At 48.3% G+C, this 17,096-nt stretch carries 13 protein-coding genes; 6 read left to right on the top strand and 7 right to left on the bottom strand.

Going from position 1 to position 17,096, the window contains the following annotated elements:
• Position 1 precedes the first annotated feature (1 nt).
• The 3 genes from mreC to ACXAH1_RS01820 form a co-directional block, all read right to left on the bottom strand.
• Positions 2-835, bottom strand: coding sequence for a rod shape-determining protein MreC (gene mreC / locus ACXAH1_RS01830; RefSeq protein ID WP_054014270.1), 834 nt, complete (start codon positions 833-835; stop codon positions 2-4).
• Positions 835-1,878 carry a rod shape-determining protein gene (locus tag ACXAH1_RS01825; protein ID WP_054014269.1) on the bottom strand — a complete coding sequence of 348 codons (1,044 nt, stop codon included), beginning with the start codon at positions 1,876-1,878 and terminating at the stop codon, positions 835-837. Before ACXAH1_RS01825 ends, mreC begins: the two co-directional genes overlap by 1 nt.
• Positions 1,879-2,017: 139 nt before the next feature.
• A complete protein-coding gene (locus ACXAH1_RS01820; RefSeq protein WP_475193316.1) occupies positions 2,018-4,042 on the bottom strand; it encodes an SUMF1/EgtB/PvdO family nonheme iron enzyme in 2,025 nt (674 codons plus the stop codon).
• 211 nt (positions 4,043-4,253) lie between these two features.
• Between ACXAH1_RS01820 and ACXAH1_RS01815 the strand changes: the two genes are divergently transcribed.
• Positions 4,254-5,156, top strand: coding sequence for a 1-aminocyclopropane-1-carboxylate deaminase/D-cysteine desulfhydrase (locus ACXAH1_RS01815; protein ID WP_475193314.1), 903 nt, complete (start codon positions 4,254-4,256; stop codon positions 5,154-5,156).
• Positions 5,157-5,309: 153 nt separating this feature from the next.
• Here the strand turns inward: ACXAH1_RS01815 and ACXAH1_RS01810 are convergent, their stop codons facing one another.
• Positions 5,310-6,953, bottom strand: coding sequence for an EAL domain-containing protein (locus ACXAH1_RS01810; RefSeq protein ID WP_475193312.1), 1,644 nt, complete (start codon positions 6,951-6,953; stop codon positions 5,310-5,312).
• Between the two features lie 330 nt (positions 6,954-7,283).
• On the opposite strand from ACXAH1_RS01810, the gene ACXAH1_RS01805 reads away from it, so the two are divergent.
• The 3 genes from ACXAH1_RS01805 to ACXAH1_RS01795 are packed head-to-tail and all read left to right on the top strand — an operon-like array spanning position 7,284 to position 9,626.
• Positions 7,284-7,628, top strand: coding sequence for a PadR family transcriptional regulator (locus ACXAH1_RS01805; protein WP_253048042.1), 345 nt, complete (start codon positions 7,284-7,286; stop codon positions 7,626-7,628).
• Between the two features lie 2 nt (positions 7,629-7,630).
• On the top strand, positions 7,631-8,365 hold the full coding sequence (locus ACXAH1_RS01800; protein WP_253048040.1) for a hypothetical protein: 735 nt from the start codon (positions 7,631-7,633) through the stop codon (positions 8,363-8,365).
• 22 nt (positions 8,366-8,387) lie between these two features.
• A complete protein-coding gene (locus tag ACXAH1_RS01795; protein WP_475193310.1) occupies positions 8,388-9,626 on the top strand; it encodes a serine hydrolase domain-containing protein in 1,239 nt (412 codons plus the stop codon).
• 182 nt (positions 9,627-9,808) lie between these two features.
• Here ACXAH1_RS01795 and ssb read toward each other — a convergent pair whose 3' ends face one another.
• The 3 genes from ssb to ACXAH1_RS01780 all read right to left on the bottom strand — a co-directional run bounded on the left by ssb (position 9,809) and on the right by ACXAH1_RS01780 (position 12,749).
• Entirely contained in the window at positions 9,809-10,504 is a 696-nt protein-coding gene (gene ssb, locus ACXAH1_RS01790) for a single-stranded DNA-binding protein (RefSeq protein WP_138550215.1), read from the bottom strand.
• Positions 10,505-10,531: 27 nt separating this feature from the next.
• The gene (locus ACXAH1_RS01785) at positions 10,532-11,899 is read right to left on the bottom strand and encodes an MFS transporter (RefSeq protein ID WP_475193307.1); all 1,368 of its coding nucleotides are present in this window, start codon (positions 11,897-11,899) and stop codon (positions 10,532-10,534) included.
• A 97-nt stretch (positions 11,900-11,996) separates the two neighbouring features.
• A complete protein-coding gene (locus ACXAH1_RS01780; protein WP_475193306.1) occupies positions 11,997-12,749 on the bottom strand; it encodes a substrate-binding periplasmic protein in 753 nt (250 codons plus the stop codon).
• A 124-nt stretch (positions 12,750-12,873) separates the two neighbouring features.
• On the opposite strand from ACXAH1_RS01780, the gene uvrA reads away from it, so the two are divergent.
• Together uvrA and ACXAH1_RS01770 are read left to right on the top strand one after the other, a co-directional pair.
• Positions 12,874-15,693 carry an excinuclease ABC subunit UvrA gene (uvrA, locus tag ACXAH1_RS01775; RefSeq protein WP_475193304.1) on the top strand — a complete coding sequence of 940 codons (2,820 nt, stop codon included), beginning with the start codon at positions 12,874-12,876 and terminating at the stop codon, positions 15,691-15,693.
• 68 nt (positions 15,694-15,761) lie between these two features.
• Entirely contained in the window at positions 15,762-16,844 is a 1,083-nt protein-coding gene (locus ACXAH1_RS01770; protein ID WP_475193303.1) for a hypothetical protein, read from the top strand.
• The last annotated feature ends 252 nt before the right edge of the window (positions 16,845-17,096 follow it).

The raw sequence follows: 17,096 nt of genomic DNA, 5'->3' as shown, positions 1-17,096 counted from the left end.
CTCACAGCTCCCCTTTGGCCATTTTACCCAAGATCACGAGCAAACGAATACGATCCAACTGTGCAACCGGCTCTGCATAGACTTTGGAAAAAGGGAGTCCCTCGTCGCGATCTATCTCGGTCACCACCGCAACCGGGTATCCCTCCGGAAACGTGCCGCCGAGTCCGGACGTCACCAGGATATCTCCCAAACGAATATCCAGGCTGTGCGGTACATGCTGCAATTGCACCAGGTTGATTTTGCCTGTGCCTTCCACCACAGTACGCACATCATTACGAAGGATACGTACAGGTGTAGCATGGGTCGTGTCAGTCATGAGCAATACCCGGGACGTGGTACTGCCAACCTGGGTAAGTTGGCCAACGATCCCCATTTCATCAATCACTGGCTGACCTTCCAGCACGCCATCAATAGCGCCCCGGTTGACCACCACCTGATGACTATAGCGACTCGAACGCACCGATAAAACTTCCGCAATTAAACGCTCCCTTTGTTGCCGGGAAGATGCGCCGAGTAAAGCTCGTAGTTGCTGGTTTTCACGTAACAGAAATTGATACTGCTGCAATTGCTCACTTTGCAGTAACTGTTTTTTACGGAGTGCTTCGTTTTCCTGAAATAACCTGTCGCGGGTATCCAGGCTTTTGGCACCCAGACTAAAAACTTCATAGGGTACATTCGCCACATAGAGCAGCGGACTTACCAGAGTATTCAGGCTGGTTCTGACTAAGGTACCGCCTGAGGTATAGCGATCTCCCAGGATCAGCAGTACGCTAAGCACAACTGCGACCGTAAGTCGCAGTTGTAAAGAAATAGTACGTCCAAATAGCAGGTTCATCAGTCGTAACTAAATACGTCACCACCGTGCATATCTATCATTTCAAGGGCTTTACCACCACCACGGGCAACACAGGTCAGAGGGTCTTCAGCCACCACAACCGGGATCCCGGTTTCTTCCATCAGCAAACGGTCCAGATCTTTAAGCAGTGCACCACCACCGGTCAGCACCATGCCGTGTGCTGAGATATCCGACGCCAGTTCAGGCGGAGATTGCTCCAGAGCAACCATTACCGCGCTCACAATTCCCATCAACGGTTCTTGTAAGGCTTCTAAAATTTCATGAGAGTTCAGTGTAAACGAGCGTGGTACACCTTCAGCCAGGTTACGACCACGGACTTCAATTTCTACCGGAGTTTCACTCTTGAAGGCTGAGCCAATCTCGTGCTTAATGTGCTCGGCGGTAGCCTCACCAATCAGGCTACCAAAGTTACGGCGCACATAGTTGATTATGGCTTCATCAAATTTGTCACCACCAATTCGAACAGACGATGAATAAACCACACCATTCAGTGAGATGATTGCCACTTCCGTGGTTCCCCCACCGATATCGACTACCATGGAACCTGTTGCTTCTGAAACAGGTAATCCGGCGCCAATTGCCGCCGCCATCGGCTCTTCAATGAGATATACCTCTCTGGCTCCCGCACCCATGGCAGACTCACGAATGGCACGCTTCTCAACCTGTGTTGCACCACAAGGAACACAGATCAGCACTCGAGGGCTCGGACGCATAAAATTATTATTGTGCACCTGCTTGATGAAGTGCTGCAGCATCTTTTCCGTCACATAGAAGTCGGCGATCACACCATCTTTCATAGGTCGAATGGCTTTGATATTACCAGGCGTACGACCCAACATTTGCTTTGCGGCAGTACCCACAGAAGCAACGCTCTTTGGTCCACCCGCACGTTCCTGACGGATCGCAACAACGGAAGGCTCGTTCAACACGATCCCTTCTTCTTTCACGTAAATCAGGGTATTTGCCGTACCTAAGTCGATCGACAGGTCATTTGAAAATAGTCCACGTAGTTTTTTAAACATGAGGCTGGGTAACCTTTAAGAATTCTTTTTGCAAACCATACAGTGACTTACGCCACTGCGTTGAAATATTTCTCTGTGTGTCAAAGACACAGTCGCACAGGCATGAATAACGCTGCCTCATTGGCGTGCTAAAACAGCCTTAACGCTCTCGTACTAATCTAAATCCAATATAATTGGCCCGAAAATCAGGGGCCAGCGCCAAACGCGTGGATACCCGAGCAAGACTCGGTGCGAAGTTCCAGGCGCCTCCACGTACCGTCACATCATCTTGCGACGCACGTTTCTGGGTCCACTCCCAAACGTTGCCTACCGTGTCATACAGCCCATAGGCATTTGCTGCAAACTGACCTACGGGCGCCGGGCTTTTATTTGACCATTCACTGCCACACCAGCCACAGTTTGCCTGATTACGGCCGATTTCATTACCCCAAGGGTATTCAGAAGTGGTATCACCCCGAGCTGCATATTCCCATTCAACTTCGTTAGGCAAACGGTATTGCATCCCCTGATCGCCAGATAACCAATTCGCATAGGCTTTAGCATCTTCATAAGAGACACAGACAACAGGAAAATCGTCAGCTTGTTGATACCCAGGCGAGCGCCAGTTGTAATCTATTTCCCAGACAGGCTCGCCATTTTTATAATGTGCACAACCCTTGCCTTTCTCTGCCTCAGTAACATACTGAGAACTTTCGATAAAACGGCGAAATTCAGAAACCGTGACTTCTTTGCTTTGCATCACATATGAATGGCTAAGCACCTTTTCTACAACTGGACGTTCATTGGCCAGACCATTACCTGTCAGGTCTCCCATTTTAAAGCTACCAGCAGGAATGATCACCGTTTCATTAATGACCCTGTCCGGGTTCACTACTTTAACGGGTTGCGATACGACGACTTGTTGTGCTGACTGAGTTTGCTCGCTTTTTGGTGTCGGTGCAGCAATCGACTCAGGCTTTTTTATCAGCCGGGCGTTTAAGGTCCGGGCTCGTCGCAAATTAAGGTTGGCCTTATAAGGCTCGTATCCCAGTTTACGTACTTCGATGTCATGCATACCGGCTGGCAGATTCACCACCAGCTTGGTCGAGCCATAACTGACACCGTTAATAAAGACTTCGTCGTCATACACATTGGAACGCAAAGTCAATTCAACCTCACGATTCTTTGGTGGCTGAGGCGCTATCTCCGTGGTGATATCGGGAGAGACAGGCATTCTGGCTACGCTGACCACCGGTTTACTCTGAGGTAAGTCATTTGAAAATGTTAGCTGTTCATCACTGTATGTTGTCGGATAATTGGCCTGATATCCCAGCGCAAGCGGTGAGCCATACTCACTGCAATAACGGTTATCTAAATTCAGCAGGCTACACAAGCGACTGTTATTCACATCGCCACGCATAGTCACACTCAGATTGACGCTGTAATTGCCCTGACCACTGAACGCACTGCCAACCACATGACTGCTAACAACCTGTACCTGCGCACCTGCCAGATGACGCTTAGGTTCAACAACTCGTTGCTCCGTCAGGTTAGCGAAAATTTGGTCAATAAAATGCTTGGTCGCTTTTTGCAGGCCCAATTGCTGGCCTCGTTGTTCACATGCTGCCAGCGTTTCGGTCCGCTTACAATTGATTGTATGGTCCACCTCTAACGTGCCTTCACGGCTAAACTCGTTCCGCAAACGCTCAATTCGAGCGGTGCTGAGCTGGTCATTCAAACTGGCGATGGTGTTAACTAAGGTGTGCTTGGTAACGCGGATTTGCTCAATGTCTTTACGGTGTGATGCAATCGCCGCCAACTGCATTACAATGTCTTCTTTGTTCTGTTTATGCTCTGCAACTGCCTGCTGATATCTGCTCTGTGCCGCTGAGATATCCAGAGAAGGATCATCAATCAAGCGTCGATAAATATCATTCATTGCATCAAGGGCTTGGTTTTTTTCTTTATCCAGCTCCGCGGAACGCTGTCGCAACAGGTCGAGCTGTGCCTGCAAGCGAGTTTCTTCACTCAAGTGCTTATCAAGTACTTGAGTATAGTTATCTAATTCAGCTTGCTTTTCAGTACGCTCAGATTCAATGGCAGTCACAGTTGCAGTATCTTGCGCCGACACACTTAAAGATAAAAGGGTCGCAGAGACAAAAAGAGATAAAGGAGCAATTTGCATAAATTCCATTCCCAACAGCGGCAGTTGTTTGGTCTTTGTTATTTTTTATAATTTAGCGCTTAATGCTATGTACTTAAGAAGTAAAACACAAGCCTAGCACAATTAATATCTGAGTTTACAACTATTAGCCACTTCCTTACCAGTGTTCTACTAAGATTTTCATGAAATAATAACGGCTATTCGACACTAAAGAACACAGACTGAACCTGAGATGGACAAGCTTGAATTTCCTGAGTCTCCGTTACAACAGATCCGGGCACCTGAACTCGACACTGCAGGCGTTTCGTTGCAAATCAAGCGTGACGATCTGCTTCATCCGACTATTCAGGGCAATAAATGGCGTAAGCTCAAATATAACCTCAAGGCCATGGCACAGGAAAACAAACGTGCTCTGGTTACCTTTTCCGGTCCCTTTTCAAATCATCTGTATGCCACCGCGATGGCCTGCAAACAATTTAATATTCATGGACATGCCGTGATCCGAGGCCCTGAGCTGGATTTGAATAATCCCACAATTCGCTTGGCGCACGCCTGTGGGATGGCCTTACATTCGGTTTCTCGCAAAGAGTACCGGCGACGCAATGAGCCAGATTATCTGGCACAAGTAGAACGGCAGTTTCCCGACGCCTTTGTCATTCCCGAAGGCGGTAGTAATCACTTTGCCCTTGCCGGCTGTAAAGAGCTGGCACAGAGCCTGCCCGACAGCGACTATGTGTGTTGCGCTGTGGGTAGCGGCGGTACACTGGCAGGCATACTGGAAGGGCTTTCACCTGACTGTCAGTTATTGGGGGTAGCAGTGTTAAAAGGAGCACAGTACCTGCGCGATGAAGTATTACGGTTAAATCCGCAAGCAGCCACACGTGCCAACTGGCAGCTGCTGTGTGACCATCATGATGGTGGATATGGCAAGTTTTCAGCACCATTGTGGCAATTTTGCCTTCGTATGCGTCGGGAGCATTCATTACCATTGGAGCCCATATACACAGGTAAGTTGATGTTTGCGCTTTGGCAGTTGATAGGACAAGGATATTTTCCTCGTGGCAGTCGGATCATTGCGATCCACAGTGGCGGATTACAAGGCTTAGACGGCTTGCGCTACCGTGGGCTAATCTAAACTCGTACCGGCTCCCCAGCCCGGCGGGGAGAGCCCGCGTTTGCAACGCTCATGGCGTTTTGTGAATCGCATGAAGAAGTTTACAGGCTTATCTCACTACGAGCGACAGGCATACTGCTCTAGGCTGAGTGCTATACACTTAGAGCGTGTGAATTACAGGCTTTGTTCCAGTTGTAGCAAAGGAGCGCTAAAATAATAGCCCTGAGCCCCATCCACCCCCAGGTTGGTGATACACTCAAACTCCTCTTTGGTTTCTACACCAACCGCGTAAACCGGTATCCCAAGTAATTTAGCCTGAGACACAACCTGACGAACAACACTACGACGTTTGGCGGAATGATGCACTTCATGGATCAGCTCAAAGGCCAGTTTGAGCGCCGTTATCTTGCCAAACTCACGCAGTGCCTCAATTTTCACCGGCGCATTGACATGATCCAAGACAAATCGACACCCCTGTTCAGACAAGCTAGTCAATACCTGAGCGCAGTATGCTTCATGTTGATAGAAATCCTGTAATGTGAGTTCAAACGCAATATCCGTTGCCCGCCCCGACCCAGCCACTTGTTCATTCAGCCAGGCGACAAAGTCCCTATTGCTCCAATTAAGTACATGTAAATTCAGACTAACAGAAAAGCCTACAGGTTCTTTAGACAACGCATTTAACGCGTGGCGAACCATGGTTTTATCCAACATCAGCAGGTGATCTGCCTGATGAATTTTGTGAATAAACTGCCCGGCAGACATGAGCCCCAGTGAGCGGTGACGTACACGTAACAGCGCTTCACTTTGGATCACATCTTTTTGAGCAAAGCCAAACAAAGGCTGGAAGAACAACATAAAGCGCCCTGCTTTTATGTCATCAATGATTTCACTTTCGGCACGACGCAGACTGGTACTCAAAGTATGATTCAGGGGCATGATATGTACGTGCTGCCAGACATTGCTCTGCGCTATACTCAGCGCCGAACGGACAACCTGATAAACCATTGCCTGATCAGCCCCTTTAGCGTAAAAACACACCCCGCATTTCACCGCGCTTCTTGACAGGTCTGGGCGAAAAGACAGCAAAGCCTGATAGACTACCTCATGGATCCGTCGAGCCAGCGCATCGACATCCACTTTGTCAACCGGCGCCAGCGTCATCACCAAAGCGCCAGACGATAAGTACTTACAAGAGCACCGCTCATACTTTGAGAAACACCGCGCCAGCGTGACACTAAAATGGCTTTGTGGATCCAAATCGTCAGGCAATGCCAGGCGCCATTTTACCATCGCAAAAACAGACACTTTTCGGCTTTCTTCCACGGCCTGTACTTTCATTTTCGGGACCGGCGCTAAGTCTGAGGTAATGGCCCGAGCCTGAGAGGCAGACAATTCAGAACGGGAAAGACCTCCCATCCACCTGGAAAACAGGTATCCAGCTCCCAAAATGAGTAAGTTCATAAACAGGACTACGGGTAAACAGTCTTCTAGTATCGGAGCGGGTGACAGCGCCAGCGTTTGCTCAGCAAACTGGAAGGTCTCACTCTCAGTCGCCCACAGCCAAACGGGTGCAGCCTGGTCTTCACTGATAAAGCCGTAGTGGCGGATCAAGGTAGAAAGTTCACCAATCTGTTGCGCCGAAGAGGATGCGTCTAACTGCGTCAGGTGACTTTGTAACTGCCCGGCCTGTTGCACTACCTGTGCGTGTGTGAATTGCCATAACGCGCCATTAACCAACAACCAGACAACTCCCATCACCGCGCGTATTCCCCACCCGGTAAATATCTCTTTGTCTGCTTTAACTAGTCGACGCATGCTACTACACAAGCCAATAAACCCTGTATCAAGTTTTGTTCAAGACAGACTAAAACTCAAGTTGCCTGAAGCAGATTCCTCCGCGGACGAATGAGCGCGGTCAGACCAACGTTGTAGTGACGGCAATTTTGTCCCTCAAGCAGAACTGCAAAGCCTTACTGCATCCCATATATCCCATTCACACTATCTCTCAGCCCTTTACACAAACCTGAGTTATCGCTGCTGTTCCCATAAAACCCGAAATAAAACTACATTGTAGTAATAATATCTTGCAGTAAATTCCTATTTTGTAGTAAAAATAAGAAAAATTAATTTTAAAGGCTTCCTGTTATGTCTGAAAAAGATAAATTCTTAGGTGAATTCGAACAAATGACTATGCTTGCGTTACTTCATCTTGAAAATGAAGCGTATGGTGCAGCGATTAGGCAACTACTGGCAGAACAAGTGGATCGCAATGTCGCCATTGGCGCACTCTATTCAACACTAGAGCGATTGGAGCGTAAAGGTATGGTGGAATCACGACTAGGTGAAGCCACAGCTCAGCGAGGTGGCCGAGCAAAACGCTATTTCAAAGTGACTGCGCAAGGCCATAATGCACTTAAGCGTGCCAGGCAGGCTATGGATACATTATGGCACGGACTATCTATTCGCCATGCTTTATCTCAGGAGGTGTAGCAATGAGCCTCTATTCAGACAAGAAATCAGATGTCAAACCGCCAGCACTGGCAAATAAAATTCTCTCTATATTGCTCCCTCATCGACTGGTAGAAAGTGTTCTGGGCGACCTTGAAGAAGAGTTTAACTTACGAGCGAAACAAAGTATCAAACATGCTAGTCAATGGTATTGGCAGCAAACTCTTGAAACAAGCTTGATTTATCTACAGAAAAAACTGGCTTCTGTCGATGTATTGGGGCGATTGAATTTTTACTTACCACTTATCATGTTCGTTGTGACTGCGGGTTTAATTGTATTGCTGTCCATATTGAACGACCCAACCTTTATTTCTGAAACTTTTTGGGATGAACTGCTACAAGGAAAAGTTCATACGGCGCTCTTTAGTGCACATTTTTGGCACAATTTCTGGGACATTTTAGCGCTGGCTGAATGGGGCATGTTTATACATTTCGAGTCTTTGCTCATCTCGTTCTTCAGTATCGCAATGATGCTCTATTTATATAAACAACAACAAGCTTCCATCATTGAACTCGCTATATGTGGTTATTCACTTGCTTTCATTCCTTACTTATGGAGCATCATGCATATCGCACATCATAGCTTTGAAGCAAGGCAAATAGGGCCCATTGTTGCGACCGGTATTCTTTGCCTGCTATATCAGCTACCACCTGTAAGCTACATTATCCATCGCAAATTACAGCAGATAAAAACAGAACGATTTGAATTTAATAAATAAAATAGAACTATAAGGAGAGGTTATGGCTCGCGTGAAATACACACTGCTACTGCCTTTTATTGTCTGTAGCTTTGCAAGCATGGGTAATGAAGCATCTTTAACGCCATTAAATAAAATGGCACCAACGGCCAGCGATGAGGAAGCAACAATACGACACTGGAGGCAACCTGAAATAAATCGTGAGTTTTGGGATATCTCTGTACTACCACAAGCTTTCATTGATGTTAAGCCAGCTCTAAGAAGCGATGGCTTAGCGGTTGGTGAGTTGGGCATTGACGGCGGTAAAAAAGCCAATATCCTTGCACTGGCTGACGAACTTGCCAAAAAACAGCACGGTAATTTTGACAGCCTTCTAATTCACCATAAGGGCAAGCTGTTGTTTGAGTCATATTACCTCAGAGGCCGCGTAGATTTATCCCACCCCCAATCATCCGTTACTAAAGCTTATACAGGCATGTTGCTTGGTCGTGCCATTCAATTGGGTTACCTCAGCATGGATGATTTGGATAAGCCCGTGGCAGGCTTTCTGGACAAGCTGGACGCTTCAAAGTTTGTTGACGGCGCAAGTCATATTACCTTACACCAGGCTTTAACCATGACAACCGGTCTTCGGATCAGCGATGCAACCCGCAAGTCTATGATGGAGAACCCTCCATTAGTCAAAGGGCAAAAAGAAATTCAATTTCTTTTTGCAAACAGTGCAGCCATAACTCCCGAATCGAAAAGCTTTTATTACGATATTGGTCCTCAGCTTATTATGCAGGTAATCGAGGCGGTTGTACCCGGCAATATTGAAAAATTCATTGAGAAAGAGCTATTGGGACAATTAGACATTACAAATTTTCATTGGAAAACGGCACCGAGTGGATTACCCGAGTCGATATGGAGATCGAGTTTAACTTCGAGGGACATGATAAAAATGGGCATACTCGCGGCAAACAAGGGCAAATGGAAAGACAAGCAAATAATTAACCGTGATTTTATGACCAGATCCACAAGTAAACTTATCACCACAGGAGATGATGAAATTTTCGGTGATGGCAAAGACGTTTCTAATCAGGGATATGGCTATTATTGGTGGAGTTCAGATCTTCAGTACAAGGATAAGAAATATGCGAGTGTCTCTGCCCAAGGAGGGGGAGGAATATACATCATTTTGATTGAAGAATTAGACTTAATTATTGCAATAACTGCGCATCACGTTGACCACGCAACACAGCAAATTGTAGCTGAGCGGATCTTGCCTGCATTTGTGAGTTAGCGTCTCAGATGACTGCTTATTGCTCGGGGAGGTTTGGGGCCGTCGGCGATCAGCAGACACATTAAAATGAAAGTGCACACCTATTCGTACTAATCTTACAACTCGTTTTCCAATAAACTAAAAAAGCCGCTCAACCGCGGCTTTTCAGAGTATTTTCCAACACTAATAATATTTGTCTTTGATTAGAACGGAATATCGTCATCAAAGTCGATAGGCGGTTCCATTGGGTTGCTGGCGCTGCCACTTGCATTGCCACCGGTGTTACCACCTGCATTGCCTTGCTGAGGAGCGAAGCCACCTTGTGCAGGCGCATTATGCTGCGGTTGCTGACCCATAGACTGACCACCACCAAAGCCGCCGCCTTGCTGTTGGTTTTGCTGAGGCTGTTGTGCTTGCTGAGGTGCAAAACCGCCCTGCTGCTGTTGCCCATACTGAGACTGACCACCCTGGTTGCCATAGTTAGACTGGTTAGACTGACCATAGTTTTGGCCGCCCTGCTGTCCACCCTGGTACTGACCACCGCCTTGTTCACCGCGGCCACCCAGCATTTGCATCTGGCCACCCATATCAACAACGATCTCTGTCGTATAGCGCTCCTGACCACCTTGATCAGTCCACTTACGAGTCTGCAGACGACCTTCGATATAGACTTGTGAACCCTTGCGTAAGTATTCGCCCGCTACTTCTGCCAGCTTACCGAATAGCACTACACGGTGCCATTCAGTGCGCTCTTGCATCTGACCTGTGTTTTTGTCTTTCCAACTGTCGGTCGTTGCAATGCTGATGTTCGCTACGCCGTTTCCGTTAGGCATATAACGTACTTCAGGATCTTGGCCTAAATTACCAACCAAAATAACTTTGTTTACACCGCGTGCCATGGCACCCTCTCCTCACACTATTGCAAGCTAGCGCAAGCCCAGGGCTTGCTTTGCTTGGTTTAAATCAAATTCTTTATCGTTTACTTTTAAGTAGGTACGATTTTCTTCACTGACAACGGTCGCTTCGATTACCCCGGGTAACGCGACCAGCTGATCGGCCAAAGCATCGGCTCGCTCAGGCTCGTCCACGTCAGTTACAAAACTGAGTGTTTTACTTCGCACCGGGATTTGCATACGCCACGCAATAAATAGCCATATTACCCCAATTGCCGCAGCCGCAGCAAACACAGTTTGAGGATTAAACTGCTGCGCCAGATAACCCCCCATCACACCACCTGCAAATGCGCCAAAAAATTGCGAAGAGGAAAAGACGCCCATTGCTGAACCTTTTTGGGTTGCCGGGGCTATGCGCGAAACCAAAGCTGGCATCGTTGCCTCAAGAAAGTTAAACGCAATGAAATACACTGTCATCGCTACCGCTATCCCTACCAGTGAGTTTGCCGCTGGGATTAAAGCCAGCGTGCTCAGCACCAGTAGGGCTATCGACGTCAGAAATACCTGTTTCTCTTTTTGCTTACGAATGGCCACTATCATCAGCGGCGCCATCAATACGAACGCAAGCAATAAAACGGGGATATACAATTGCCAATGGTCCTGCGCAGCCAAACCATCAGCAATCAGCTGACCCGGCAGCGCGACAAATAACGTCGTCAAAGTTAAGTGTAGCAGCAACACGCCCAGATCCAGTCTTACCAGCTGCGGATGACGCACTAACTGACGAATATCTGCCATGCTGGCTACCGTGTCTCCTTTGGGCGCCCGGTTTACTGCACTTGGCACGATAAACATCACTATTCCGATCCCCAATACAGCCAGTGCCGCCGTCAGCCAGAAAATTCCCGCTATGCCAAAAGCAGCAGCAACCATAGGACCCAACAACATCGCTACAGCAAAGCTCATACCGATACACATACCAATGACAGCCATGACTTTGGGTCGCTGTTCATCTCGGCTTAGATCAGAAGCCAACGCCAGCAAAGCACTTGCAATCGCGCCCATGCCCTGCAAGGCTCGCCCTGCTGTCACCCAGTAAATCGAGTCAGCCAGTGCCGCTATCACTGAGCCAATAGCAAACATAATTAATCCAGCAACAATAATCGGTTTGCGGCCAAATTTATCAGACAACCACCCCATGGGAATTTGCAGTAACGCCTGTGTCAGTCCGTAAGCTCCAATTGCCAGACCAATCCACAATGGCGACACATCTGTGAGTGACTGACCATAAATGGCCAACACGGGCATGAGCATAAACAGCCCGAGCATCCGAAAGGCAAAGACACTGGCCAGTGAAATAGCAGCACGTTTTTCAAGAGAGTTAAGTGATTGTTTCGACATGACACTTATTTGGCTAAGACAAAAACAGGCGCTAGTCTAGCAAAAAAGTAACCAAGTGTTGACGACCAGAGCGGATTTTAGTGAGAAAAACCGGTAATTAGTCTAATCCATATTTGGCCAGGATCTGCTTTATACGGCCTGAGTGTTGCAACCGCTTAAACGCTGCCGCCAGCTGCTGCAACTCTCTGGACGACACTGACTGTTTGCTCATGGCATAATAAACTGGCTCTCGGTTCACCACCAGCGGGCTCACAGTGATCTGGGCAAAGTCCGGATTGTGTTGCGACTGGTACAGAACGTTAAATTTTTCTTCCAGAAACCCGGCAATTCGCCCATGTTTAAGCAAACTCAGCTTGCGCTGGTTGTCTGCAACATAGATAAATCGTTGCGATTCAACCTTGCTTTGTTCTAATAATAACCGTTCATTGAATGCATGACCGTAAAACGCTTCTCGCTGAATAGCGACAGGCACAGGCAAGGTAAATAGATCGGTCAGAGTATGTACTGCAAATGGGCGTGAGCGACTCATGGCAAACACGATTGTTTCCATTCTTTGCGGGCCAATAAAATAGGCAAATTGCTCCCGTTCGGGCGTACGGCTGACACTGAGTACCATATCAAGCTCGCCTTCCGCCAGCATTTTCAGTGCCCGTCCCCAGGGGACATTAATAAACTGATAGTGACAGCCGGCCTCATCTAGCAGAGCTCTGGCAAAATCGACGTCCAGCCCATGCCAAGTCAGATTATTATCTTGTCGTGATTGCGCTGCGTAGTTTTCAAATCGGACAATCAGCTCGCAGCTGGCTGTCACCGGGGTAAACAGTACGCATATCAGAACGAGCCAATACAATTGTGATCCCCAGTTTCAAGGTTTCTCGTAAGTTTAGTCAAGATAGCTTAATTTTACAGACAGGATAGGGTACTCTTGGAGTCTGAGAAAAACACTGTAAGTTTGTACAGCAAATAAGGCCACCATGGATAAAATAGAAGTTAGAGGTGCACGCACGCACAACCTCAAAGACATCTCTCTGACAATACCGCGCGACAAGCTCATTGTGATCACCGGTCTGTCGGGGTCGGGGAAATCATCGCTGGCATTCGACACTTTATATGCCGAAGGGCAGCGCCGCTATGTCGAATCGCTCTCAGCGTATGCCAGACAATTCCTGTCACTGATGGAAAAGCCTGACGTTGATCACATCGAAGGGCTTTCGCCGGCGATTTCCATTGAGCAGAAGTCGACTTCTCATAATCCGCGCTCAACGGTCGGGACCATCACTGAAATTTATGATTATTTGCGCTTATTGTTTGCCCGAGTTGGTGAGCCACGATGTCCGACGCATGATCTGCCTCTCAAAGCCCAAACCATCAGTCAGATGGTGGATACGGTACTGGCCCACCCCGAAGGCAGCAAGCTGATGCTGCTTGCCCCGGTGGTGAAAAACCGCAAAGGGGAGCACGTCAAGCTCCTGGAGCAGCTTGCCAGCCAGGGCTTTATCCGCGCTCGTATTGATGGTGAGGTATGTGACTTATCCGATCCACCAACACTGGAATTACATAAAAAGCATACCATTGAAGTGGTGGTTGACCGGTTTAAAGTAAAGGAAGGCCTGGAACAAAGACTCGCAGAATCTTTTGAAACCGCGCTGGAACTGGCCGATGGCATCGCAGTGGTGGCCGCGATGGATGACAGTCTTGAAGAAGAGTTGATATTTTCAGCCAACTTTGCCTGTCCAACGTGTGGCTATGCCATGACCGAGCTTGAGCCTCGCCTGTTCTCTTTCAACAACCCCGCCGGAGCCTGTCAGAGTTGTGACGGCCTTGGTGTAAGACAGTTTTTTGACCCCAGCAGGGTTGTACAAAACCCAGAGCTGAGCCTGTCCGGTGGCGCCATTAAGGGCTGGGATAAACGTAGTTTCTATTATTACCAGATGCTCAGTTCCGTGGCCGAGCATTATGACTTTGATCTGGAAGTGCCATTTCAGGATTTACCACAAGACGCGCAAAAAGTGGTACTTGAAGGCTCAGGGCGAACCAAAATTGCCTTCAATTATCGTAACGACAGAGGTGATTTAATCACTCGGAACCATGAGTTCGAAGGCGTGTTGAATAATATGAATCGCCGCTACCGGGAAACAGAGTCAGCCTCAGTCCGTGAAGAATTGGCTAAATATCAGACCAGCCAGGCATGCCCAAAATGCGAAGGTTCTCGACTGAGAGAAGAAGCGCGCCACGTATTCATTGGTGCCACTAATTTGCCAGCTGTTACCACTATGAGTATTGGCGAAGCGTGTGACTTTTTCGGTGACCTGACCCTCAGCGGCCAGAAGGCCAAGATCGCAGAAAAGGTACTTAAAGAGATCCGTGATCGCCTGTCCTTCTTGATTAATGTCGGTCTGAATTACCTGTCACTGGAGCGTAGTGCCGATACCCTTTCCGGTGGTGAAGCTCAAAGGATCCGATTAGCCAGCCAGATTGGTGCCGGTCTGGTTGGGGTCATGTATGTACTTGACGAGCCGTCAATCGGTCTGCACCAAAGAGACAATGATCGATTGCTGAGTACCCTCACCCATCTACGCGATCTCGGTAACACTGTGATTGTAGTTGAGCATGATGAGGATGCTATCCGAGCAGCGGATCACATTATTGATATTGGTCCGGGTGCTGGCGTACATGGTGGTTATGTGGTCGCAGAAGGTAGTCGCGACGACATTATGACCAACCCGGAATCACTGACCGGACAGTATCTCAGTGGCAAACAAGCCATTGCAGTCCCTGCACAGCGTCATCAGCCGGGCGAACAATGGCTGGCACTCAATGGTGCAAGTGGAAATAATCTTAAGGACGTTAACCTGAAGATCCCATTTGGTCTGATGACGTGTGTCACTGGTGTATCTGGATCAGGTAAATCGACACTCATAAACGACACACTGTTCAAGCTAGCTCACAGAGAGCTCAATGGTGCTACAGTCGCTGAACCGTCGCCTTATCAGTCGATTGAAGGCCTGGAACACTTTGACAAAGTGATCGACATAGACCAAAGCCCTATTGGACGTACACCACGCTCAAACCCGGCCACCTACACCGGGATATTTACAGCGATCCGGGAATTGTTCGCCGGTACTCAGGAAGCACGTTCTCGGGGATACAAAGTAGGTCGTTTCAGCTTTAACGTGAAAGGTGGTCGCTGTGAAGCCTGTCAGGGCGACGGGGTGATCAAGGTCGAAATGCACTTCTTGCCTGATGTCTATGTCCCCTGTGATGTGTGTACAGGTAAGCGATACAATCGTGAGACCTTAGAAGTCCTTTATAAGGGCAAAAACATTCACGAAGTATTGGAGATGACGGTAGAAGATGCCCGTGAATTCTTTGATAAGATCCCGGCCATTAAACGCAAACTACAAACCCTGATGGACGTGGGCCTGTCGTACATTCGACTGGGCCAGGCAGCGACAACCTTGTCAGGGGGTGAGGCGCAACGGGTTAAATTGGCCCGCGAGCTATCTAAGCGAGACACAGGTAAAACCCTCTATATTCTGGATGAGCCCACCACCGGCCTGCACTTCCACGATATTCAACAGTTACTGGTGGTTCTGCACCGCTTACGCGATCATGGTAACACTGTCGTGGTGATAGAGCACAATCTGGACGTCATAAAAACCGCAGACTGGATCGTCGATCTGGGCCCAGAAGGCGGCGCAGGCGGAGGCCAAATTCTTATTTCAGGTACACCAGAGGAAGTTGCAGACTGCACAGCCTCTCACACTGGTCGATACCTCAAGCCTATGCTATAACGGAGCATCTAAAAGGGGGGAGTCTCTCCCCCACAATAATGAGTACGTCAGGGAATGGAATAATAATAATGAAACTGACAATACCTGGAGCTATACAGAACGCATTAACCCCGTTGCAGGTCATCCACAAAAAATGGCTGGCATTTTGGCAGGCGCTAAATGTCGCTCAACGTTGTTATTGCTCGGCAACCATACTCTGCCTGCTTGGCATTTTTAATGAGGCGCCTGAAGACAGTCCCCTGTATCTGGGCGCATCGGTTCTGGCACTGATAGCTATGACCCGAGAGTTCTGGCCCAGGTTTATTCACCTCTGGGAAAGCCTGCCCGGCAAGGCTGTGATCCTATTGTTCTACGCGTTTATTGCCAACTATGCGCTGGCACAGGCGGCTGGTATGGTCAATGACATCACCGGAGTGAATGCCGATCATCTCCCCTATTCGCATAACTTTAGTATGCTGCTATCTGTGCCAACCTGGTTTGTCACCACCAGCATCCTGCTGCTGATCCTGTTACAACTCATCCAGCCTGTTTATTTGTTTGTGCTGATGTTGTTAAGACCCTTTGGTTTACATAAATGGTGGCACAGCCCGGACTATCAGTATCCTGTTACCACTGGATTGGTGCGCTTTTTCTTCGGACTGTTTTTACTCTACCAAATGGCCATATTTATTTCTTCTACTGGTATGTCACGTGGTGTGAATAGTTTTTTGCAACATATCTTCGAAGGCTTTACCGGCCAATCAATTAAGGTCAATGTTGCCGTACCAGAAGAGGCTCAAAATGCCATCTCACGTGCAAATGTTGACGCCATTGCAGGTTCTGGAGTCGATGATGTAGCGCAAGCTAAACTGGCAGAGAAACAAGCTGAGCTTGAAGAAATTAAGGTACAGTTATCCGCCTTTGAAAAAAATGCCGATAACTACGAGCGTCACCTGCAGAACGTACTCACTTACTTCATTTATGAGTATGAATCGGATAGCCGCTCACGCTGTGAGATAACACCCGGTACCCGGATCATAGAGCTAAATGATTACGAACTGCTTGAGATCACTAAAATTGAAGGTGAGCCTACCCGGTATGAATTTGTGGTGAAACCCTGCATCTCCGCAGCCATCGGACACCAGTTTCGGGCAACGCAAGACAGTCGGTAGCTGACATGAATTGGTGGTGAGCCCCAGCACCTCTGCGGCTATTGGACTTCCATGTCTTCGGGCAACGCATGACAGTCGCTAGCTGACATGAATTGGTGGTGAGCCCCAGCACCTCTGCGGCTATTGGACTTCCATGTCTTCGGGCAACGCAAGACAGTCGCTAGCTGACATGAATTGGTGGTGAGCCCCAGCACCTCTGCGGCTATTGGACTTCCATGTCTTCGGGCAACGCATGACAGTCGCTAGCTGACA

The sequence above is a fragment of the Pseudoalteromonas sp. AWH4_217 genome (genome assembly GCF_056161105.1).
Note: the sequence above shows the minus strand (reverse complement) of the source record. Positions and strands in the feature narration are given on the sequence as shown.

What these genes read in the sequence shown, in the direction of transcription:
- mreC (WP_054014270.1), bottom strand. Translation starts at nt 835, where the DNA reads ATGAACCTGCTATTTGGACGTACTATTTCTTTACAACTGCGACTTACG.
- ACXAH1_RS01825 (WP_054014269.1), bottom strand. Translation starts at nt 1,878, where the DNA reads ATGTTTAAAAAACTACGTGGACTATTTTCAAATGACCTGTCGATCGAC.
- ACXAH1_RS01820 (WP_475193316.1), bottom strand. Translation starts at nt 4,042, where the DNA reads ATGCAAATTGCTCCTTTATCTCTTTTTGTCTCTGCGACCCTTTTATCT.
- ACXAH1_RS01815 (WP_475193314.1), top strand. Translation starts at nt 4,254, where the DNA reads ATGGACAAGCTTGAATTTCCTGAGTCTCCGTTACAACAGATCCGGGCA.
- ACXAH1_RS01810 (WP_475193312.1), bottom strand. Translation starts at nt 6,953, where the DNA reads ATGCGTCGACTAGTTAAAGCAGACAAAGAGATATTTACCGGGTGGGGA.
- ACXAH1_RS01805 (WP_253048042.1), top strand. Translation starts at nt 7,284, where the DNA reads ATGTCTGAAAAAGATAAATTCTTAGGTGAATTCGAACAAATGACTATG.
- ACXAH1_RS01800 (WP_253048040.1), top strand. Translation starts at nt 7,631, where the DNA reads ATGAGCCTCTATTCAGACAAGAAATCAGATGTCAAACCGCCAGCACTG.
- ACXAH1_RS01795 (WP_475193310.1), top strand. Translation starts at nt 8,388, where the DNA reads ATGGCTCGCGTGAAATACACACTGCTACTGCCTTTTATTGTCTGTAGC.
- ssb (WP_138550215.1), bottom strand. Translation starts at nt 10,504, where the DNA reads ATGGCACGCGGTGTAAACAAAGTTATTTTGGTTGGTAATTTAGGCCAA.
- ACXAH1_RS01785 (WP_475193307.1), bottom strand. Translation starts at nt 11,899, where the DNA reads ATGTCGAAACAATCACTTAACTCTCTTGAAAAACGTGCTGCTATTTCA.
- uvrA (WP_475193304.1), top strand. Translation starts at nt 12,874, where the DNA reads ATGGATAAAATAGAAGTTAGAGGTGCACGCACGCACAACCTCAAAGAC.
- ACXAH1_RS01770 (WP_475193303.1), top strand. Translation starts at nt 15,762, where the DNA reads ATGAAACTGACAATACCTGGAGCTATACAGAACGCATTAACCCCGTTG.